This is a genomic window from Hufsiella ginkgonis (assembly GCF_009834915.1).
Lineage (GTDB): Bacteria > Bacteroidota > Bacteroidia > Sphingobacteriales > Sphingobacteriaceae > Hufsiella > Hufsiella ginkgonis.
Genome location: NZ_WVHS01000002.1, coordinates 183,567 through 205,007 on the forward strand (window position 1 = coordinate 183,567; position 21,441 = coordinate 205,007).

Sequence of the window (21,441 nt, forward strand, 5' to 3'; positions counted from 1 at the left end):
CTTGCCGCATGAAAAAAGCCCGCCTCATTATTCTTTTCCTGTTGATGATCACCGGTTCTGCCTTTATTGCGCAGAAACCTAAACCCACACTTTTCCTGATAGGTGATTCTACCGTGCGCAACGGAACGCTCGGGAACGGCGGGGGCGGTTTATGGGGGTGGGGAAGTTTCCTGCATAACCTGTTAGACACCACGCGGATCTCCGTTCAGAACCGCGCCCTTGGCGGAACCAGCAGCCGCAGTTATGTAACAGGCGGGCTCTGGAACAAGGTACTGGCAGAACTGAAGCCCGGCGATATCGTGATAATGCAGTTTGGCCATAACGACAACGGGAAGACCTCGGTAAAAGGAAATGGCGAAGATACCATCCACGCGCTTAACCCGAAGACCGCGGAAATGGAAGTTATTCATTCCTTCGGTTGGAATATGCGGAAGTTCATCCGCGAAGCGAAGGAAAAGGGCGCTACCCCGATCGTATGCTCCCTGGTACCGCGTAACCGCTGGACGGACGGCAAAGTGAATCGCGACGACCATAGTCACGGCGAGTGGGCAAAGCAGGCCGCAGTGCAGGAAGGCGTGGCTTTTATCGACCTGAACACTCTTGTCGCCGATCATTACGACCAGGTAGGGCAGCAACACGTACAGGGCACCTACTTCGATAAAGACCCGGTGCATACCATCGCGGGAGGCGCCAAGATGAGTGCGATGCTGGTAGTATATGGGCTCCGGAACCTGCAAAACAACCCGCTGAAAGAATACCTGCTAAAAACGCCGGCAGCTATGCAGACGTGGACCTACGCGCCAAGCAAAGATCCCCGCCTGTAGCGCCGGGGGAAACGAACGACCAATTAGCTCCCGACCATAATTCCCTATGAGCAACCGCCGGTTTTTGCCCGCTATGGGCTTGTTAATTTCATTGATCTATCCAGGGATCAATCTCTTTGCCCAGGAGAATCAGCTTAGTAAAGAATTTAAGAACCCGCCGCCGGCCGCCCGGCCGCGTGTTTGGTGGCATTGGGCAAACAGTAACGTAACTAAAGAAGGCATCACGAAAGATTTCGAGTGGATGAAACGCGTCGGCATACAGGGAATGCAGTTGGGGGATGTGGCCTCCGGTGGCGGACAAACGGTTGAAAAGAAACTGGTGTTTGGCACCCCGGAATGGCTCGATGCCGTAAAACACGCGGCCGCCGAGGCAGACCGGCTCGGGCTGGAAATGGCCATGTTCACTTCCGGTGGATGGAGCCTCACCGGCGGCCCATGGGTAAAACCTGAAATGGCCATGAAGAAACTGGTTTGGAGCGAAACACAACTGGAAGGCGGTAAGACGCTGACTGAAAAACTATCGCAGCCGCCATCGGCGGAGGGAGCGGGACCACTCCTCCGGAACGGGAACCGCCCGAATGGATATTATAAGGATTATGCAGTGGTGGCCTACCGTACGCCCGCCGCTGAGCTTGCCGGAACCGCGGGTAATGTGAAGGCGAGCACTTCGCGGGGCGCAGTACATTTCGTAAGCCTCGCAGATGAAGACTTATCTACAGGGATCTCCGTTCCTGCCGACCCGTCGACAAAAAAGGCCGTGATCAGCTGGACCTATGATCTGCCTTTCAAAGCGAAGGCGATCACCATTGCGGGAAGGACGGGGATCCCTTTTGGCCGCGTACAGGCTAGCGCCGACGGCGTGAACTTTAAAACACTCACCACTACTCCCGGGAAGTCTGGCTACCGCGGCGGAAACATTCGCACCTATGCTTTCCCGGAGGTAACGGCCAGGTATTTCCGGTTCGAGATGACCAACGCACCGGTACGGCCTGCAGATGTGATCTCGGAGGCGACCACGCTTGCCGATACCGCTTACCGACTTACCGAGCTTCGCCTGGTGACGGGTGCGCGGGTAAATCGCTGGGAAGATAAGGCAGGGTTCAATTTCCTGTTCGAATATGATGGAACGGCTACGCCCGATTATCCCCGCACATCCGTGATCAGGAAAGAGGACGTGATTGATCTCACATCCTTAATGGCCGCAGATGGAACGCTGCGCTGGAATGCCCCGGCCGGCAACTGGACCATCCTCCGCCTTGGTTATGCATTAACCGGTGCTAAGAACCGTCCCGCAGTGCCTGCCGCCCTCGGTTACGAAGTAGATAAGATGGATAAGGAATATGTGACCGAATACATGAACGGTTACACCTCGCCCCTGGTCAAGGCACTTGGACCTTTGTACGGCAAAAGTATGCAATACATGGTGATGGATAGCTGGGAAGCCGGCATCCAGAACTGGACCGATAAAATGCCGGAAGAGTTTATGAAGCGCCGCGCCTACGCGATCCTGCCATACCTGCCCGCGCTTACGGGCCGGGTAGTAGAAAGCGGGGAGATGAGCGACCGCTTCCTGTGGGATTTCAGGAGAACGCTGGTTGACCTGATCGCGGAGAATCACTACGGTACCGTAACCAGTTACCTGAACAAGCAGGGTGTAAAAACCTATAGCGAAGCAGGCGGCGTATCGCTGGAATCGATCGAAGATGCACTGCTAAACAAGAAATATGTCGACATCCCGATGGGGGAGTTCTGGGTAAGGGACCTTCATCCTTCGTCCATGTATTACGAGGATGTGAGGGGAGCTGCCTCCGCATCACACGTATATGGCAAAGGATTGGTTGCGGCCGAGGCATTTACCGGGGGGAATTACGAATCGCCGGCCAGGCTGAAATCCATCGCCGACTACTGGTTTACACAGGGAGTGAACAGGCTGGTATTTCATACTTCCGCCCATCAGCCGCTGGATAGCAAACCCGGTAACACGATGGTGGGAACGCATATTAACCGCAACATCACCTGGGCAGAGCTGGCGAAGCCGTTTATGACCTACTTGTCGCGAAACGCATATATGCTGCAGCGGGGCAGGTATGCCGCCGATATTCTTTACCTGCTGAACGAGGGTGCGCCCTCCACCATGCCATTCTGGGGACCGGGCATTCAGCCGGCCACGCCGGAAGGATACTCTTTTGACTACATCAACGCCGATGCACTGCTTAGCCGGGTATCCGGCGGGCCGGATGGGAAACTGGTACTTCCTGACGGGCTTACTTATTCGGTGCTCGTGCTGCCGGAGACACAGGAAATGAGCCTGCCCGTAGCCCGTAAGATCAGGCAACTGGTACAAGCCGGCGCCGTCGTGGTAGGCCCGAAGCCCGTAAAGGTACCCGGATTAACAGCCTTCCCGGCATCGGACGACGAGCTGCGTGAGATCGGCAGCGAAGTATGGGGCGATGTGAATGGAGCCAGCCGCACGGTGAAAACCTACGGGAACGGGAAGATCTACTGGAACCAGCCGCTGCAAAAGGTATTGATGAACGCCGGCGTACCACCCGATGTGGATAATCACCGGTCGATTGCCGAGGTGTCATTTATTCACCGTATCGACGGCGATACCGACATTTACCTGCTGGTTAACCGCACCGGCGAAATACAGGACCTCGACGTAAAATTCCGCGTAAGCGGTAAACAGCCTGAGCTTTGGCATGCCACCGACGGCAGCAGCGAACCGGCGTCGTATCGCCTGATGGATAAGCTTACGGCCGTGAACTTGCGGCTGTTGCCCGGTGAGTCGGTGTACGTGGTCTTCAACGGGAAGGCCACGGCCCCCTTCCGTACGGTTGTCCGTAAAACAGGGTCGCTGGTTACCACGGTCGGCGGTCCCTGGCAGCTTGCTTTTCCGAAAGGCTGGGGAGCTACGGATGCAGCCATGCAAGTCGACAGCCTTCAATCATGGACCATGCATGAGGACCCGGGCATCAAATTCTTCTCCGGAACGGCCACCTATACCAAGGTAATCGACTTAAAGAAAAAATGGACCAGGGGCAGCGCCTTGTGGCTCGACCTGGGGAAAGTAGGCGACCTGGCCGTAGTATCTGTGAACGGACACGTGACCGACACACTGTGGCATGCCCCTTACCGCACCCTGATCGGCGGCTTCCTGAAACCCGGGAAGAACACCGTGGAAGTAAAAGTGACCAATAAGTGGACCAACCGGATCGCGGGCGACATGGCGCTGCCTGCCGATCAAAAGATCCTTTCCCCGGGTCCGCCACCGTTTGGCGGCGGCGGACGGGCAGTAACTACCGGTCCGCCGCCGGCTGGTTTAATGGGCCCCGTGAGGTTGCTGCGGGAAGACTGGTAGGCAGGAGCGCCCGAGTTTAACGGGATCTGTTCATTTTGTTCACTTTTTACCGCTAATTCATCTTTATTATAGAACCTTTTGGTTTCTATCGCGTTAGGAAAATACAAACGCTACCTTTTCCTGACGTGCATGATAAAGACTGCCTACAAAATTCCCGTATTACGCTACGGCCTGGTTGTTTCGCTGATTGCATTTTTGTTTATCGGATCATTTTACCTCTATCTTCACTATACGCGGGCACAGAAACTTCGCCAGGATATAGACCGGTTGGTGTTTGTCCGGGAAAATTCGGCGCTTATCGACAGCTGCATCCTCGCCCTGTATACCGCCGACAACGACAGCCGGCTGTTTAGTGTTACGGCAGACAAGAAGTACCTTTCGCAATTCCTGGATGAAATAAACCATGTATCCCACTTACTGAGCAGGATAAAGCCCGAAAATCAACAGCTGTTTACCGCGTCTTCCGAAAGGATCCGGCTGCTGATGGATAAGAAGACCACTAAAACCAACGATTACATCCGGTTAAGACATCTTACAGACAGCCTGATCGGTAATTCCGAATCGATTGGCGTTTCGCTGACCCGTAAAAACAATAAAGTAAGTTATCTGCTGTTGCGGGAAGTGAAAAGCACAGTGCGGATCGATACGATCACGGCCGACCATGTGCCGCAAAAAAAACGGCGTCTGTTAGGCAGGCTGGCCGAGGCCTTTTCTAAAAAACCGCTCGCCGGCAGCCAGCCTGTGCTTGTGCGGCAGGAGATCGAAACTTCCAAAGCCGAAACGCTGATGATCCCGAAACCCGTCATCCAGCCCTACCGCACCTACTACCGTAAAATATACAAAGCCAACACCAGCCTGCGGAGGAACGAGCGGGAGATACTGTTTATCAACTCTACCATCATCGGCGAGATCATAAATATCCTGAGAACCTACAAGAGCTTGGAACAGAATTATTTATGGGAAAGCAAACAACAACTGCGGGGTACCATCATGACGGTATTTTCCGACTTTACGCAGCTTTCGCTGCTTAATATCGGGCTGCTGGTGACGTTGGTAACCACCCTGCTTTATAACATCTGGAAGATCTTTAACAACGAGAAAGCCCTGATATTGTACAGCGAAAATGCCCGCAAGTACGCTACCGCGAAAAGCAGCTTCCTGGCAAGTATGAGCCACGAGATCCGCACACCGCTGAATTCGATCATCGGCTTTGCCGAACAGCTCGACCAGGGACGATTAACCGCCAACCAGTCAGAACAGGTGACCGCTATCCGGCACTCTTCGGATATGCTGCTTGAGGTAGTGAACCAGATCCTCGACTTCTCCAAGTATGAAACCGGTAAGATGAACCTTGATAATTCGCCATTTAAACTGGTGGAAGTGATCGAGGGCGTTTCACGGAGCATGAGTATCCTTGCTGAAAAAAAAGGTATCGCATTGCGCAGCGAGCTGAAGTTAGAACCCCAGCTCTGCGTTACCGGCGACGCTTTCAGGTTAAAGCAAGTAATGGTGAACCTGATCAGCAATGCCATCAAGTTCACCGCGCAGGGCGAAGTGTATCTCCATGCCTGGAACAGCCTGGCCAGCGACGACTCCATCGTCCTGCATGTAAAAGTGAAAGATACCGGCATCGGGATCTCAAAAGAGGACCTGCCGAATATCTTTAACGAGTTTTCGCAGGTAAATTCCGCGCAAAGCGAAGCCATCAAAGGGACCGGCTTAGGCCTTGCCATCTGTAAGAAGATCGTGGAGCTGCAAAACGGGCATATCCACGTGCAAAGCGAGCCTGGTAACGGATCGACCTTCAGTTTCCATATCCCGTACGAGCGGTGTGACGAAGCGGCATGTGAAGCAGGTCGCGACATTGCGTCGATTGACCTGACAGAACAATTAAAAGGGCGTCACATCCTCCTGGCCGAGGACAACAAACTGAACGTATTGCTCGCTAAGACCATCCTGAAGAAGTGGAACATGACGTATGACGTAGCTTACAATGGCATGGAAGCGTTAGAGCTTTGCAAAATGAACCATTACGACCTGGTATTAACCGATATCCAGATGCCTGAAATGACCGGGATCGAGCTGGCAAAAGAGATCAGGCAGCTTAGCGACAAGTCCAAATCCGGCATCCCCATCGTGGCACTCACCGCTAACGTATTAAAGGAGGATCATGATAAATATATAGCCGCCGGGATAAATGATGTGGCACTCAAGCCTTTCCTCGAAAAAAACCTGGTGGAAAAGATCGCCCTGAACGTCGATAAATGGTTTTCCACCACGTTTATAGGGCCCGAACGGGAATAATTTAGTATGTTTAGGATTGTGAACACGTTATTGATACCTTCTCAATATGCATCCTGTCCTCCTCCGTCACGTCAAAGATTTCGCATTAATTACGCTGGGCATTTTCTCCGCTGCCTTTGGTTTTAAAGGTTTCCTGCTTACCAACCATTTCATCGACGGCGGGGCTACGGGTATTTCGCTCCTTATCTCTGAGCTCACCGGTGTGCCGCTATATGTGCTCCTGGTGCTGGTAAATATTCCGTTCATCATCCTGGGGTACAACATCATCGGCAAGTCGTTTGCCATAAAAACGGCGCTGGCCATCTGTGGTTTGGCGCTGGTGGTGGCGCTGGTACACTTCCCGGATGTTACCAAAGACAATTTACTGGTCGCCCTGTTTGGCGGCTTCTTTCTTGGCGCAGGCATCGGGCTTTCGGTGAGGGGAGGAGCGGTAATTGACGGCACCGAGGTACTGGCGATCTTTTTAAGCCGCAAGTTTGGCACTACCATGGGCGATGTGATCATCGTGATCAATGTATTGATCTTTTCGGCGGCGGCCTATTTCTTAACCATAGAGATCGCGTTATATTCGATGGTAACGTACCTGGCAGCCTCTAAAACCCTCGATTTCGTGATCGAAGGCGTAGAAGAATATACGGGCGTGACCATCGTTTCCGTTCATAGCGACCGGGTGCGGCAAATGATCATCGATACCATCGGGCGCGGCGTAACCGTTTACAACGGAAAACGCGGCTTTGGCAAAACAGGCGAATCCATGGACATCGAGATCGTTTATACCGTGGTGACCAGGCTGGAGCTGAATCGCCTCAATACAGAGATACTCAAGATCGATCCCAATGCTTTCGTGGTGATGAGCAGCATCAAGGACACCAAAGGAGGTATGATTAAGAAAAGGCCGCTAAAGCACTGACAGGCATCATGTTATCCGGTAAATCACCCCGTTGGCCGCTCCCGTTACAAGCGTGGGTAATTTTTGTTTAAAAAAAAATAAAAAACTTATAGGACTATTTCTGATACTGGTTGTCATTAAGGTGATTTTGGTTTAGAAATGAAGTTAAGCGAACTCCCCGAAAAGTATCCCCGGCTTAAATACGCAGTACTGCTGTTATGGATCGTAATGGCATTGCTGGTTACCCGTGGCCGGATCAGCCATGATGCCATCAACAATTTCCTGATCTTTAAGTACACCTATTTCCATGCTTTAAACGGGCAGAACCTGTACGACCTTTACCCGGCGAACTATTACGATTCCAATCACTACGGTCCGCTGTTCAGCCTGGTTATCGCGCCGTTTGCGCTGCTGCCAAAGGGCATCGACATGTATGCCTGGCAGGTATGCATGGTGCTGATCTTTTTTGCGGCGGTGAACAAGCTTCCCATCCGTGTAAAAGAGAAGCTCTTCCTCATGGTCATTTGTTCTCAGGAACTGCATATCAGCCTGCTGGAATTTCAAACGAATTCGGCGGTAGCGGCCATGATCATGCTCACCTGGATCTGCATTGAAAACAAGAAAGATTTTTGGGCGGCGCTGTTTATCGTTGCCGGTTTTTATATCAAGTTATACGGGATCGTAGGGCTGGCATTTTTCTTTTTCTCCGACAATAAAAAAGTGCTCGTCCAATCGCTCATTTTCTGGGGCGCTGCGTTGTTCGTGGCGCCGATGGCCATTTTTTCGCCTTCGTTCGTAGTGCAATCTTATAACGACTGGTACCATAGCCTGGTATTTAAGAACCTGCAGAACGAGGCCATCACCAATCCTTACCAGGACATTTCTGTGATGGGTATGATACGCAAGATCTCCGGTAACGGTGAAATTCCCACACTTCCGGTCCTGCTGGCAGGGATGTTCCTCTTTTCGCTGCCCTATTTACGGGTCGACAGGCTGAGCAACCGTCCGTTCAGGCTTATGATGCTCAGCTCGGTATTGTTGTTTACCGTTCTTTTCAGCACGGGTTCCGAACATGCCACCTATATCGTTGCGTTTGCGGGCATCGGGATTTGGTTCGTCACCCTCAAGCGGTCCTGGGATAAATGGCAGTGGGCGTTTTTCCTCGTGGTGATGTATTTCGGCAGTCTCTTCTATTCAGACCTATCCACCTATCATTTTCGTGCGCAGATCATGCGGCCGTATGCCCTAAAAGCATTACCCTGCCTGCTGGTATGGTTGGCCATCAGCGCGCAACTGATCAGGGGACAAGTATGTTTCCGGTTCACTCCCCGGTATTTCCAGTTTGTTAACACTCTCAAATCCAATAAAATATATGAAGGACAATCACGCTAGTTCCGGTTCCTGGGAAAAGAAACTGATCTCCGTGGTTATTCCCGGCTTTAACGAAGCCGGCAATATCACCAAGCTGACACAACGACTGGTATCGATCCTGGAACCAAGCGGGTATAATTTCGAGCTTGTTTTTATAAACGACGGGAGCTCCGATAATTCGCAGGATCTGCTCGAAAGCCTGCACGAGCTCGATCCGCGCATCAATCACATCCGGTTAAGCCGGAATTTCGGTCACCAGAACGCGCTAAAGGCCGGGCTTGACTATGCCAGCGGCGACTGCGTGATCACCATGGATGGCGACCTGCAGCATCCGCCGGAATTACTGCCTACGTTTATTAAAAAGTGGGAAGAAGGGTATGATATCGTGTATTCCCGGAGGAAAGATGCCAGTACTTCAGGATCGAAATTTAAACGGGTAACCTCTAATTCTTTCTACTACCTGCTTAATACCGTTTCGGAAGTGAAGCTGGAGCCTGGCACGGCCGATTTCAGGCTTATCGACCGTAAGGTGGTAGAAGTGCTAATGAAGTTCCAGGAAACAGATCCGTTTATGCGCGGTGTGATCAAGTGGGTCGGATTTTCACAGTACCCGATCGATTATATTCCCGATGCGCGCTTTTCCGGCAAAAGCAAGTATTCCTTTAAAAAGATGGTGAAGTTCGCCCTCCAGGGCATTACTTCTTTTAGCATCAGGCCGCTGTATACCGCCGTGTATATTGGGTTTTCGTTCTCCGGTATCTCCGCGCTTTATGTTCCATATGTGCTTTATAGCTATTTTAACGGGCATGTGATTTCAGGCTGGGCGTCCCTGATGATGACGATCGTATTCATTGGCGGTCTGCAGCTGATCATCATGGGCATTATCGGCATCTATATCGGCAAGGTATTCCTGCAAACCAAGCAGCGTCCCAATTATATTGTCAGGAGCACCAGCCTGGCGCCATCAAAATCGCAATGGTCTTATTAAGTTTCGATATCGAGGAGTTTGACATGCCGGCGGAGTACGGCAGGCACCTGCCATTCGGCGAACAGATCAGTATTTCGGTAGCGGGAACACGGTCTATTCTCGATCTGCTCGACCGGCAGCAGGTAAAGGCTACGTTCTTTTGCACGGCCACCTTTGCACTGAACGCGAAAGAGCTTATCCGCGAGATGATCGATCGCGGGCACGAGGTGGCCTCGCATGGGTACTATCACTCCAGCTTCGATATAAAGGACCTGGCCGAATCGCGCGTAGTGCTCGAATCCATCACCGGGCAGCCGGTTACAGGATATCGCATGGCGCGGATGATGCCCATAGATGAGCTCGAGATCGCCATGGCCGGTTATCATTACAACAGTTCGCTCAACCCTACCTGGATTCCAGGCAGGTACAACAACTGGAACAAGCCGCGAAAACTGTTCCGGTACCAGGGCATCCTCCAGTTACCGGCTTCAGTGAGCCCCCTGATGCGGATCCCGTTGTTCTGGTTGTCGTTCCATAACTTCCCCATGTGGTTGTACCGGTTCCTTTGCCACCGCACGTATCGCAACGACGGCTACCTGAACCTGTACTTTCATCCCTGGGAATTTACCGACCTGGCGATCGAAAAATTAAACATGCCGGGGTTTGTACATAAGAATTCAGGCGATAAAATGACTTCCCGGATGGAGCATTTAATCGATCACCTGAAAACCAAAGGGCTTAAGTTCGATACGATCAGGGGGTTCCTGGCAGATAAAAAAACCGTCGCTAAAGCGATCCGGAAATTATGATCGGGTTTTTATTTATATTTGTCGCTTCGTCTATCCTGATAAAATCGATGGTAGGACGGTTTGCACGTGGTAAAAATTACGCTCAGAATTTATTCCGTTTTCCTTGCATTGCTTTGCTGCCTTTCCTGCTCCAAAATAGAAGAGGCAGGGCCGAAGGTGAAAGCACCGCTGAGGAGCTATACGATTACGTCGCGGCTTGACAACAAACAAGCCGGCACCGACTCGCAGGCTACCGGTGTACTGAAGGGCACCTATTCGGAGGTCACCAAGCTGCTTGTTTATTCGCTCGAGTTTAGCGTACCGGAGCCGCTTTCGGTGCGTATCGACAAAGGTGCAAAAGGTGCGGTAGGGGTATGGGTTTCCGAGTTCGCGAAGAATGCGGGGCATGCCTATAAATCGCCGATCACGGGGCAAAAGAAGCTGACGTCGCTCGAAGAAAGAGATCTCCTGAAGGGTATCTGGTATATTTCGGTAGAAACCAGCAACTATAAACCCAGCGAGATCCGTGGAATGGTTACGGTAAAGCTAAGCAAATAGCGGCCGGTGAACAGGGGATCAGCGGATAACGGTGCGGGAGCAAACGATCAGTTACTGATCGCCGAAATCCGGCGCCGGAACCGGCAGGTGTTTGAAAAGATCTATAAACAATATTATAAGATGTTGTATATGGTAGCTTACAAATACATGTTGAATCATGAATCGGCCGAAGAGATCGTACATGATATATTTATTAGAATCTGGGATAAAGCACGTGAAATAGAGATTGAAATATCATTAAAAGGATACCTGGTTCGCAGCGTGGCCAATGCTGCGCTTAATAAGCTGAAAAAAGATAAGTTGACCGAAGTTAAGCTGGAAGAGTATACCCGACTGGAAACAGACGCCCGGCAGCAGCCTGCCGACACGGAAGACACGGAAGAATGGTATGAAAAATTAGATACTGCGCTTGAAGGACTGCCGCCTCAATGCAGGAAAGTAATGATGCTGAGCCGTTTTGGAAAGTTGAAACAACAAGAAATAGCAGACCAGCTAGGGATATCGGTTAAAACGGTAAAGAACCACCTGACCTACGGTTTTAATAAGATACGCTTATCCATGAACATTGATTAATATGGAAAACACCGAAAAGAACGATGAGTATGCCTTTGGATTGATCATAGATCAGTTTGACGGCACGCTGACCGAAGAGGGGAAGAAAGAATTAGCGCAATGGCTCGCTTCTTCGCCCGAGAAGATGAAAATATACCAGGGGTTCTGCGACCTGAGCAAAGGGCTCGAGGACCTGAACATCAGGAAGAACCTGGATGCAAGCGGCTCCTGGAGCGTGCTCAGCAAAAAACTGGACGATAGCGAACCGGAGGTGGTTTTGCGTACTCCGCGATCGGGAAACATGGTGCGTTATGCGGCGGCAATAGTGGCGATAGCCGCTGCCGGGATCTATTACCAGGTCTACCAGGCGCCCGAAACTTTCAGCACGGCAATGAACGAACAACGGTCGATCCTCCTGCCTGATGGTTCCTCCATACACCTGAACGGGAATACGACCATTGCTTTCAACAAACATAAATATGCAGGCCACAGGACCGTATCACTGCAAAAAGGCGAAGCGTTTTTTGACGTAGTACATAACGACAAGAACAGGTTCGTAGTAGAAATGGATGAAGTGCATATAACAGACCTGGGTACCAGTTTTAATGTCGCCCGGTCGGCCGATGACATTAACGTGGTGGTAAGTTCGGGCGTAGTAAAGATCGAGGGCGGCAAGGCGCATGCGGAAGTGATCTTGCCGGCAGGTATGCACGGTCTTTATAAAACAGGTTCGGGCGCAGTGAGCAAATCTGTGAACAGCAATGTAAACTTTAAGGCATGGGTGGATAAAAAGCTTACCTTTAACAATACCCGGTTAACCGATGTAGCCAGCCTGCTCGGGAAAGTATACGGATGCAAGGTGATACTTGCGCAGCCGTCGTTAAAAGACCGCATTCTCCACGCTAAGCTTAATTATGCCGATGCCGACAGCGCCATCCAGGTGATCGCTCAAACCCTTGACCTTAAAGTTGAGAAGAACGGCGCCCAATTTTTGTTAGCCGATAAGTAACGACAAATTAATAAATTGCCGGGCACAACAATAACACACATGTGTCTGGTATGACTTTAAGGTTTAGGATCGTTATTCGTTCCCTGGCGTTTTATTTGCTCTTTCTCCTTTCCGTTACCGTTTCGGCCCAGGCGCCGGCTGTTTTGGATCAGCCGATCTCCCTTGCCTTACAAAATGAACCGCTTCCCGCCGCGTTGGTAAAGCTTCAAAATCTTGTAAAAGGCGATTTTGCTTACGATCCGCAGATCGTGCCCGCCGGCAAGCTGATCACGCTTAAGTTTGATAAACGACCATTAGCTGCCGTACTCGACGAGTTACTGTCCGGCACCGGCTTAAATTACCACGTGATAAACAATGCCGTGGTGATCAGTTCAAATAAACCCAAAGCCTTTACCATTAACGGGCATGTACTTGACCGGTACTCCGGGGAGCCGCTCATTGGCGCTACCATTTACCTGCCCGATCTGCAAACAGGCGTAGTTTCTAACCAATACGGTTTTTATTCGCTCACTTTGCCGGAAGCCAGCTACCGGCTGTCGGTATCCAGCCTCGGCTTTTCGGGTGAGAGCCAAAAGATCTCCCTGCAAAAGAACATCGTTATTGATTTTCGCCTGTCGGCACGCGTTTACAGCCTCAGTGATGTCCCCGTTGGGCTGGGGACCGCCGATTCGGCCTACCTGCTTTCTGCCGTTGGAAGCCTTCCTGTCGAAAAAATGAAATTCCTCCCATATTACGACGGGGAGGTGGATTTGGTAAAAGCGATCCAGATGCAAAACGGCGTGAAAGCGATCACCGAAGGCAGTGGCGGACTTTTCATTAAGGGCGGCAACAGCGATCAGAACCTCATCACGCTCGACGAAGCGATGGTATACAATCCCTCACATCTGTATGGGCTCGTGTCGGTGTTTAACAGCGACGCCATCAAGAAGATCCAGGTCTTTGACGACCACATCCCCTCAAATTACGGGGGGAGATTATCATCCGTGATCGACGTACGGATGGCCGATGGCAACAACAAGGAGTTTCATGTAAAAGGCGGTGCCAACCTGCTTTCGATGCACCTGGCAGCGGAGGGGCCTGTCAGGCGCGAAAAAGGTTCGTTTATAATTACCGGTCGCCGGAGCCTCACCGACATTTTTAATGCAGATTCGAGGGTGATCATTCCCAACTCAAATTACTACGACCTCAATGCAAAAGCCAACTACCAGTTAAATAACTCGAACAAGGTCTTTTATTCGTTTTACCTGGGTAACGACCGGCTCTTCTCTAAAAACTCCTACAACAACAATTGGGGGAACATCACGTCTACCTTTCGGTGGAACCATAAATTCGGATCGAGGACATTCTTAAACCTTTCGGCGATCTTTAGTCACTACGAAAACAACCTGGACGTTAATGCAGATACCCTTTCCGAGAAGTACGTGTGGAAAACAGGCATTGAAGACCTGAGCCTGAAAGGCGATTTCACCTTTTACAAAAGTGTTTCGAGCGAAGTGAAATTCGGCGGAATCACTACGCTTCACCGCGTGGTGCCGGGAGAAGCGTCGACCGCCTTTCCGTCTACGTTTAATATTCCAAGGAACCGTGCCTGGGAAACTGCGCTGTACTTCTCGCACCAATTATGGATCCGGAAAAAGTTGCAGGCAAAATACGGCTTACGCGCAGGCCAGTTTGCAAACGCCGAGGACCGCACCGATGTATTCGATACCGACGGGAACGCGTTAAAAGTACGCGAGCATAAAACCTATTACGGCCTGGAGCCGCGGATATATCTTGCGTGGTCGGTAGCAGCAGACCAACGGTTGCACGCCGCCTACAACCGCAATTACCAATACCTGCAGCTTATCCAGAACAGCGAGCTCACGTTTTCGTCGCTGGAAAGCTGGCTTCCCGCTTCCGCAAAAACAAAACCGCAGCGGGCCGATTACTGGTCGCTGGGATACGATTATTTACCCGGCGGGAACAAAGCGCTCCTGAACGTCTACTATAAGAAATTCTACAACCAGGCCGACTTGCTCAACCATACCCAGATCATCAAAAATCCGTTGATCCGCGACCAATTGAGAACGGGTACGTCGCAGGCTTATGGCGCCGAGATCAGTGTGTCGAAAATAACGTCAGGCTACCTTATCGAGGCCAGCTATAACTATTCAAGGGTTTTCAGAAAGATCACCGATATCAACGACGGCCTGCGTTTCAGGGCCAGTTATGATGTGCCGCATGACTTTAAGCTCAGTCAAACCTACCTGGCGCCGAAAAGGTGGTCGGCCAGCGCGTTTTTCAACCTCACTTCCGGGCGTGTGGTGACGCTCCCGGTGGGTTACTTCGTACAGGACGGGTTAAATGTGCCGTTGTTCGAGGGACGTAACCGGTCGCGTTTCCCGCTTTTTCACCGGCTCGATCTCTCGGCACAGTTCAGGCTGAGCGATCCTGCCAGGCAGAAGCAAACATTTAATCACGAAGTATCGTTCGGAGTATATAATGCCTATAACAAGAAAAACCCGCTTTTTTACCGCATCAGCCAACCCGGCGAAGGTTCGGCACGTTTTGAAAGGACTAGTGGGATCGTGCCCTGGGTGGCCTATAATTTTAAGCTCTAAATGAGGAACCTGCTGTGTTTATTCCTGGTAGTAATGCTTTTCCCTGCGTGTGAGAAGCAGGGCAACGGCGATATTACTTTCGGCGCGCCCGGGAAAACCTATGGCATCGTGGTGGAAGGCGGCATCAACACTTTCTATAAGATACAATACATCCGGTTATCCGAACCGTCTTTTTCTGCCGATGGAACCGTAGTGCCGGCTGTCGGGGCGAGGGTTACGGTAACTGACGGGGGAGCAAACGTAGTTTTCAGAGAAACCGCTACGCCGGGTGTTTATTCCGGTACGATACAAAACAACACCAACTACAATAAAGCATACAAGCTGAACATCACTTACAAAGACAAGTCATATACGGCAACCGATACCCTCAGGCAGGTGGTGAATATCATTGATGACTTTCTCCCCCTGGGCTGCATAAAACAAGCCAACGGCACCATAAAGCTCACGATCCCTAAACATACTTTCGGTTTCCTGAATTCCTGTAAATGGCTCATTTCCTATCCCGAAATCCCCGCCTGGAACCCGGCCCGATTCGAGAATGCCGGTTATTTTAATTATACGCATATCCAGGGATCTCCCAACTCGGTTTACCCGCTCATTAACCAGCTGCGTATAGTAGAGCTGCAGCCCAATGATTTTGTCTCGATCTACAAATTCTCCATGTCTGATGCCTATTCGCAATACCTGTATACGGTATTCCAGGAAACGGATTGGAAAGGGCTTTTTTCCGGCGTGCCCGCCGAAGTAAAGGGAAATCTTTCAGCCGGGGCGCTCGGGTTCTTTTACGTCACCGACGTCGACATACGGCGTTACCGCGCAAGCGAGCTCGCCAACTAAGAGATTTTATCCCGCCTCAAACTTTACGGGCATTTGCATTGTTTCGATAACGGCAGGCGGGCGTTCTATTGCCCGGATCTACATGGACGATAACCAATACGAAGACCTTACGGACGATGAACGAAAACTCTTCGAGGACCTGATGCCCGAAGAGCTGGAGGAGATCCTCGATGCCGGTTTTACCCGACGCCATTTCCTGAAACTGATGACCATCGCCGGCGGCGGATTACTGGCAAGCCACTTACTGGGTACTGAACAGGTACTTGCCCGTTCGCTGGCTGCTCCGCCCCCCGAACTAACCCCGGCAGCGGTCGAAAACGGAGTAAACGTTGTTTTCAAGGTGAACGGAATGACCAGGAAGCTGACGGTCGACTCGCGCATGACGCTGCTTGATACCTTGCGGGAGCGACTTGAGCTTACCGGTTCAAAAAAAGGATGCGACCACGGGCAATGCGGCGCATGTACGGTGATGGTAGACGGGCACCGCGTATTGTCGTGCCTTACTCTGGCAGCCACCTGCGAAGGAAGGTCGGTTACTACCATCGAGGGGGTTGCGACCGGAAATACACTTCATCCGATGCAGGCGGCATTCTTAAAACATGACGGATTTCAATGCGGTTTTTGTACCCCCGGGCAAATCTGCTCGGCGGTAGCGCTGATGGCGGAAGCAAGGAACGGCGATGCCAGCTATTTGACCCCCGACTTGAGAAAAACGCCGCGGCCGCTTACGCTCAGCGACGAAGAGATCCGGGAACGCATGTCGGGCAACATCTGCCGGTGCGGCGCGTACCCTAATATTGTTGCGGCTATCCGGGAAGTACATAGCGGCAAGCCGGTGCCGCAGAGCTGGTTAACTGCATGATAAACACCTAAAGAAACGTGTATGAGACCCTTTAAATTCACCCCGGTAACTGACGCCGCTTCCGCGATCGCTTTGCTTGCCAAAAATGAGCACGCGAGGTTTATCGGTGGCGGCACTAACCTGCTCGACCTCATGAAAGAAGACGTGGAGCGTCCCAACGAACTGATCGACATATCGAGGCTCGGGATAACGAAGGTTAGCACGATCCTTACCGGGAATCACAGCGGCGGCGTTTCGATAGGTGCGGTGGGAAAAAACGCCGACACCGCCAATCACCCGCTTATCAGGCAGAAATACCCGCTGCTCGCACAGGCGATCCTCGCGGGCGCTTCCGCACAGATCCGCAACATGGCGACCAACGGCGGCAACCTCCTGCAACGAACGCGCTGCCCTTATTTTTACGATGTGGCGATGCCCTGTAATAAACGTCAGCCGGGATCGGGTTGCGGAGCACTGGAAGGAATCAACCGGATGCATGCCATTTTCGGATGGTCGGAACATTGTGTAGCGGTTTACCCGTCAGACATGTCGGTGGCACTCGCCGCACTGGGCGCTACCGTAAAAGTACGCGGAACGGCCGGGCAGGAGCGAAGCATCGCGTTTACCGATTTTCATCGCCTCCCGGGCAACACACCGGAGCGTGATACTAACCTGGCCCACGGCGAAATGGTCACCGCGATCGAGCTCCCGCCGGATAATTTCGCTGGCAATTCCTATTATCTCAAAGTACGCGACCGGGCTTCCTACGCTTTCGCGCTGGTTTCTGTGGCAGCGGCGTTGGAATTAAGCGGCTCCCGGATCGTAAACGCAAGAATTGCCCTGGGAGGCGTAGCCCATAAACCATGGCGGGCTTTTGCGGCAGAACGGCTGCTTGCCGGTAAGGAGGCTACAGAAGCTAATTTTCTACTTGCCGCTGCAGAAGAAATGAAATCGGCCAAACCGTTGGGGCACAACCTGTTTAAAGTAGAGTTGGGAAAACGTGCGATAGTACGGTCTCTGCAAATGGCTATGAATAAATAAACATGCAACAAGCAAAGAAACTCACCGGTATGCCCGTCGATCGCATCGATGGGATACTGAAAGTAACAGGTAAGGCATCCTATGCCACCGACTACCCGGTAAAGAACATAGCCTATGCGGTGCTGTTTAAGAGTACCATCGCCGCAGGCAGCATCACCTCGATCGATACGTCAGAGGCCGAAAAGGTCCCGGGCGTACTATCGGTAATTACCCACCTGAACGCGCCGAAATTAAATGTAAAAGGCGGCTTGAGAGGCGGTGCACTGTTACAGGGACCTGAAATCGAATTCCACGGCCAGCACATCGGCATGGTAGTGGCCGAAACTTTCGAACAAGCCCGTTACGCCGCACGCCTGGTAAAAGTGTCATACCGGCAAACCGATGCAAAAGTAGATTTCGCAAAACTGGCTGATCGCGCTGTGCCGCCGAAAGACCGCGGCATGGCCGATGTGAAACGGGGCGACACAGCGGCAGCCCTTCGCAATGCTGAAGTTAAAGTTGAAGAAATTTACCAGACACCTATCGAGCATCATCACCCGCTGGAGCCTCATTCTACCATCGCCGTTTGGGAGGGCGACCATGTTACACTTTATAACGGCTCGCAAATTGTGAACGGCGCACAAACAGCCGCGGCTGCCACGCTTAACTTAAAACCCGGTAATGTGCGGATCGTTTCGCCTTATATCGGCGGCGGCTTTGGCTCCAAGGGCGGACAGTGGGCCAACCTGGTGCTTACCGCGGTGGCCGCAAAAGTAGTAAGCCGACCGGTAAAGCTCGCCCTTAGCCGGCAGCAAATGTTCAATTCGGTGGGCTTACGGCAGCGTAACATTCAAAAGCTGGGTATCGCTGCCACCAAAGACGGCAAGCTAACCGCCCTGGCACACGAAACTACTACCCATGTCGCCATCAACAGCGAGTTCCTCGAACCTTGCGGCGATTGCTCGAAGGTAATGTACGACGTGCCGAACTCGCTGATCACTTACCGGGTGGTGCCGCTCAATATCATCTTGCCCACTTATACACGCGGCCCCGGGAAATCAACCGGAAGCTTTGCGCTCGAATCGGCGATGGACGAGCTCGCTTTTAAGCTTAATATGGACCCGATCGAGCTTCGCCTTAAAAACCAGCCGGCGGTTGATCCGTCTGACGGAAAGCCCTGGTCATCCCGCTCCACCATACAGTGTCTCAAAGAAGGCGCACGGGCTTTTGGATGGGAGAAACGCAATCCTGTGCCAGGCAAAACCATCCAGGGCGACTACCTGGTAGGCTATGGCGTTGCCTGCGGAAGTTATCCCGCCAGGCAACGGGAAAGCTCGGCAATTGTCAGGCTTACCGCGAAGGGACCGGACGTAAGGGCGACGATCGAACTGGCAGCATCCGACCTTGGTACGGGCACCCACACCATCCTCGCACAAACCGCCGCTGATGGCCTGGGATTACCTATCGATAAGATCCACATCCGCATCGGCGATTCAGATCTTCCGCCCGCCGCCGGGTCCGTGGGATCCGTTGGTGCCGCAAGCTTTGCCAATGCCGTAAATGATGCCTGCCGTAAGATCACAGACGAACTGGTGGTTAAGTCGGGTAAACAATTCTTCGTGGCGCCTACAGCCGCACAATTAATGATCTCTGAACGCATCAATAGTTACGAGGCCCGCGTCGATGCAAAGCCCCCCGTAAGCGCAAACCAATATTCATCGCATAGCTTTAACGCGAACTTTGCCGAAGTATGGGTAAACAGGTCAACCGGCATGGTTAAGGTGGCGCGTTTCCTCGCCGTAACAGGTGCAGGGAAGATATTGAACCCCAAAACGGCGAGGTCGCAGATCATTGGCGGAAATGTATGGGGGATTGGCATGGCACTCACCGAAGAGTCGGTGATCGACACGCGCTGGGGGAATTTTATTACGCGGTCATTTGCAGATTACCATGTGCCGGCTAACCTGGACATCGGTTCCATGGAGACCATCTTTATCAACGAGGAAGAAAAATTCAGCAATACGCTCGGTGTAAAGGGAATCGGGGAGGTAGGGATAGTAGGCGTTGCAGCAGCGGTGGTAAACGCCATTTTTAACGCAACGGGCAAACGTGTGCGCGATTTACCCGTTACGCCAGACAAGCTGCTCTAAAACAATAAAGTACTAATGCTCTACCTGCCTGTCGATAGTTTCGATAAGCTCATCGATATCGAACGGCTTAGCCAGTACTTCGTCAGCGCAGATCTTTTTAATCTCTGCGAAGCTCAGGTGTGTTGAAAGCGCGATCACCGGCACATGCCTCGTTTTTTCCGTCGCCTTGATGGCCCGGCAAAGGGCGGTTCCCTGTAAAGTCGGGCGAACTACATCCAGCAATATTGCGTCCGGGCTTTCACGGAAGATCTTTTCCAGGATCCCTTCCTCGGAGGTATAACCGCTTACCTGGTACCCGGCATCACGAAAAATATCCATAATGATCTGTAATATATCCGTGTCTCTTTCGACGATAAGCAGTTTCTTTTTCATTCTTAAAGATAAAAAAAAATCCAATTTTCCCGGATAGACGAAAACAATTTTAATTTTTGATTGTAGAGACTGCTTTTAAAACAGTAGTCATACAGGCCCCAGCAGGTAGGTTATAATAAACGTGTACCCACCAAGCGGGCCAATGCCGTTTTATCGCGGCAGCCAGCCAGCAGTTACCGGATCATAGTGCAGCCACCGTGAGAGAGATCCGTACAGGATAATGATGCATATAACCGCGAAAACAACAGCATCGGGTTATTAAATACGAGGCGATGCCTCCCGCGATCCGGAAAAACCGCCGGCGCCGGCCTTACCAGTGGCATAATGCAGGGTTAGCGTCCAAAGATAGATCCGGATAGACAAGCGAACTTTTCCCGGCTTGTACTTAATCCACAAAAAAACCCGCCCGGGGGCAGGTTTTGTAGTTGGTGGTTTAACGAAATTGTTACAGGGAATACCTGTATTTTCTGCCTTCGCGCTCCGCTTTAACAAGGCCTTTTTTAAACATTGAAGAAAGCTTCACCGTTACGTCTTTATCTAACTTCTTAGGATCAACTTCAGGTTCGAGATCATTTAATACTTTAAAAACGTCTTCCTTGAAAGAAGGGCCGGCTTTAGCCAATGCGTAAGCGATCTTTTTATCGAACTTAAGTTTGGAATTATACTCTGTGGGTGCTTCAACCGCCGCCTTTACCGATGCACGTGGTTTACGACCTCTTTTCTGCTTCAAAGCAGCCAATTCAATAGCCGCAGCCTGGTTCTTTAATGAAGAGTTAACGGCCATTTTCGCCGATCCGGGTGCTGATAAAGCGGTTCCTCTAAATGCATCCAACGCACTTTGAGCCTTTGAAAGCTCAACCTGGATCGATGCAACTTTTTCCTCTAGGAACATAATTACATCTTGTTCTGTTACTTTAGTCATGAAATTAATTTATTGTGTGTGTGTGTGTGTGTGTGTACAAATGTACTGTAAAGGTTTAATATTCAAAATTGTTTCC

17 protein-coding genes are annotated in these 21,441 nt (G+C 51.5%); 15 read left to right on the plus strand and 2 right to left on the minus strand.

Annotated elements, in window-relative coordinates; genetic code table 11:
* Window positions 1–8 precede the first annotated feature (8 nt).
* The 15 genes from GS398_RS07600 (at window position 9) to GS398_RS07670 (ending at window position 20,071) form a co-directional block, all read left to right on the plus strand.
* The gene (locus GS398_RS07600) at window positions 9–824 is read left to right on the plus strand and encodes a rhamnogalacturonan acetylesterase (protein ID WP_160906174.1); all 816 of its coding nucleotides are present in this window, start codon (window positions 9–11) and stop codon (window positions 822–824) included.
* Window positions 825–870: 46 nt separating this feature from the next.
* The gene (locus tag GS398_RS07605) at window positions 871–4,185 is read left to right on the plus strand and encodes a glycosyl hydrolase (RefSeq protein ID WP_160906175.1); all 3,315 of its coding nucleotides are present in this window, start codon (window positions 871–873) and stop codon (window positions 4,183–4,185) included.
* Window positions 4,186–4,314: 129 nt separating this feature from the next.
* Window positions 4,315–6,489: an ATP-binding protein gene (locus GS398_RS07610; RefSeq protein WP_160906176.1), complete on the plus strand. Its 2,175-nt coding sequence runs from the start codon at window positions 4,315–4,317 to the stop codon at window positions 6,487–6,489.
* A gap of 46 nt (window positions 6,490–6,535) precedes the next feature.
* Complete coding sequence (locus GS398_RS07615; RefSeq protein ID WP_160906177.1) at window positions 6,536–7,399, plus strand: YitT family protein; 864 nt, start codon at window positions 6,536–6,538, stop codon at window positions 7,397–7,399.
* A 138-nt stretch (window positions 7,400–7,537) separates the two neighbouring features.
* Window positions 7,538–8,770, plus strand: coding sequence for a glycosyltransferase family 87 protein (locus tag GS398_RS07620; protein WP_160906178.1), 1,233 nt, complete (start codon window positions 7,538–7,540; stop codon window positions 8,768–8,770).
* The gene (locus GS398_RS07625) at window positions 8,751–9,737 is read left to right on the plus strand and encodes a glycosyltransferase family 2 protein (protein ID WP_160906179.1); all 987 of its coding nucleotides are present in this window, start codon (window positions 8,751–8,753) and stop codon (window positions 9,735–9,737) included. The genes GS398_RS07620 and GS398_RS07625 overlap by 20 nt, the downstream gene beginning before the upstream one ends.
* Window positions 9,725–10,525, plus strand: a complete 801-nt coding sequence (locus GS398_RS07630) for a polysaccharide deacetylase family protein (protein ID WP_160906180.1) — start codon at window positions 9,725–9,727, stop codon at window positions 10,523–10,525. The genes GS398_RS07625 and GS398_RS07630 overlap by 13 nt, the downstream gene beginning before the upstream one ends.
* A gap of 66 nt (window positions 10,526–10,591) precedes the next feature.
* Window positions 10,592–11,062 carry a CHRD domain-containing protein gene (locus GS398_RS07635; RefSeq protein ID WP_369410258.1) on the plus strand — a complete coding sequence of 157 codons (471 nt, stop codon included), beginning with the start codon at window positions 10,592–10,594 and terminating at the stop codon, window positions 11,060–11,062.
* A gap of 6 nt (window positions 11,063–11,068) precedes the next feature.
* Window positions 11,069–11,635 carry an RNA polymerase sigma factor gene (locus GS398_RS07640; protein WP_160906182.1) on the plus strand — a complete coding sequence of 189 codons (567 nt, stop codon included), beginning with the start codon at window positions 11,069–11,071 and terminating at the stop codon, window positions 11,633–11,635.
* Between the two features lies 1 nt (window position 11,636).
* Window positions 11,637–12,623 (plus strand): FecR family protein, encoded by a 987-nt coding sequence (locus tag GS398_RS07645; RefSeq protein ID WP_160906183.1) that lies wholly within the window; start codon window positions 11,637–11,639, stop codon window positions 12,621–12,623.
* A gap of 50 nt (window positions 12,624–12,673) precedes the next feature.
* Window positions 12,674–15,223 (plus strand): TonB-dependent receptor domain-containing protein, encoded by a 2,550-nt coding sequence (locus tag GS398_RS07650; RefSeq protein WP_160906184.1) that lies wholly within the window; start codon window positions 12,674–12,676, stop codon window positions 15,221–15,223.
* The gene (locus GS398_RS07655; RefSeq protein ID WP_160906185.1) at window positions 15,224–16,060 is read left to right on the plus strand and encodes a DUF4249 family protein; all 837 of its coding nucleotides are present in this window, start codon (window positions 15,224–15,226) and stop codon (window positions 16,058–16,060) included. It abuts the gene before it with no gap.
* A gap of 82 nt (window positions 16,061–16,142) precedes the next feature.
* Window positions 16,143–16,922 carry a 2Fe-2S iron-sulfur cluster-binding protein gene (locus tag GS398_RS07660; RefSeq protein WP_160906186.1) on the plus strand — a complete coding sequence of 260 codons (780 nt, stop codon included), beginning with the start codon at window positions 16,143–16,145 and terminating at the stop codon, window positions 16,920–16,922.
* Between the two features lie 21 nt (window positions 16,923–16,943).
* The gene (locus GS398_RS07665; protein ID WP_160906187.1) at window positions 16,944–17,942 is read left to right on the plus strand and encodes an FAD binding domain-containing protein; all 999 of its coding nucleotides are present in this window, start codon (window positions 16,944–16,946) and stop codon (window positions 17,940–17,942) included.
* Window positions 17,943–17,944: 2 nt separating this feature from the next.
* Window positions 17,945–20,071: a xanthine dehydrogenase family protein molybdopterin-binding subunit gene (locus tag GS398_RS07670; protein ID WP_160906188.1), complete on the plus strand. Its 2,127-nt coding sequence runs from the start codon at window positions 17,945–17,947 to the stop codon at window positions 20,069–20,071.
* A gap of 12 nt (window positions 20,072–20,083) precedes the next feature.
* Here GS398_RS07670 and GS398_RS07675 read toward each other — a convergent pair whose 3' ends face one another.
* Together GS398_RS07675 and GS398_RS07680 are read right to left on the minus strand one after the other, a co-directional pair.
* On the minus strand, window positions 20,084–20,443 hold the full coding sequence (locus GS398_RS07675; protein WP_160906189.1) for a response regulator: 360 nt from the start codon (window positions 20,441–20,443) through the stop codon (window positions 20,084–20,086).
* Between the two features lie 445 nt (window positions 20,444–20,888).
* Complete coding sequence (locus GS398_RS07680; protein WP_160906190.1) at window positions 20,889–21,365, minus strand: hypothetical protein; 477 nt, start codon at window positions 21,363–21,365, stop codon at window positions 20,889–20,891.
* Window positions 21,366–21,441: the final 76 nt, after the last annotated feature.

Bases quoted from the DNA above. Each gene is read 5' to 3' on its own strand.
- GS398_RS07600 (WP_160906174.1), top strand. From the start codon at position 9: ATGAAAAAAGCCCGCCTCATTATTCTTTTCCTGTTGATGATCACCGGT.
- GS398_RS07605 (WP_160906175.1), top strand. From the start codon at position 871: ATGAGCAACCGCCGGTTTTTGCCCGCTATGGGCTTGTTAATTTCATTG.
- GS398_RS07610 (WP_160906176.1), top strand. From the start codon at position 4,315: ATGATAAAGACTGCCTACAAAATTCCCGTATTACGCTACGGCCTGGTT.
- GS398_RS07615 (WP_160906177.1), top strand. From the start codon at position 6,536: ATGCATCCTGTCCTCCTCCGTCACGTCAAAGATTTCGCATTAATTACG.
- GS398_RS07620 (WP_160906178.1), top strand. From the start codon at position 7,538: ATGAAGTTAAGCGAACTCCCCGAAAAGTATCCCCGGCTTAAATACGCA.
- GS398_RS07625 (WP_160906179.1), top strand. From the start codon at position 8,751: ATGAAGGACAATCACGCTAGTTCCGGTTCCTGGGAAAAGAAACTGATC.
- GS398_RS07630 (WP_160906180.1), top strand. From the start codon at position 9,725: ATGGTCTTATTAAGTTTCGATATCGAGGAGTTTGACATGCCGGCGGAG.
- GS398_RS07645 (WP_160906183.1), top strand. From the start codon at position 11,637: ATGGAAAACACCGAAAAGAACGATGAGTATGCCTTTGGATTGATCATA.
- GS398_RS07650 (WP_160906184.1), top strand. From the start codon at position 12,674: ATGACTTTAAGGTTTAGGATCGTTATTCGTTCCCTGGCGTTTTATTTG.
- GS398_RS07655 (WP_160906185.1), top strand. From the start codon at position 15,224: ATGAGGAACCTGCTGTGTTTATTCCTGGTAGTAATGCTTTTCCCTGCG.
- GS398_RS07660 (WP_160906186.1), top strand. From the start codon at position 16,143: ATGGACGATAACCAATACGAAGACCTTACGGACGATGAACGAAAACTC.
- GS398_RS07665 (WP_160906187.1), top strand. From the start codon at position 16,944: ATGAGACCCTTTAAATTCACCCCGGTAACTGACGCCGCTTCCGCGATC.
- GS398_RS07670 (WP_160906188.1), top strand. From the start codon at position 17,945: ATGCAACAAGCAAAGAAACTCACCGGTATGCCCGTCGATCGCATCGAT.
- GS398_RS07675 (WP_160906189.1), bottom strand. From the start codon at position 20,443: ATGAAAAAGAAACTGCTTATCGTCGAAAGAGACACGGATATATTACAG.
- GS398_RS07680 (WP_160906190.1), bottom strand. From the start codon at position 21,365: ATGACTAAAGTAACAGAACAAGATGTAATTATGTTCCTAGAGGAAAAA.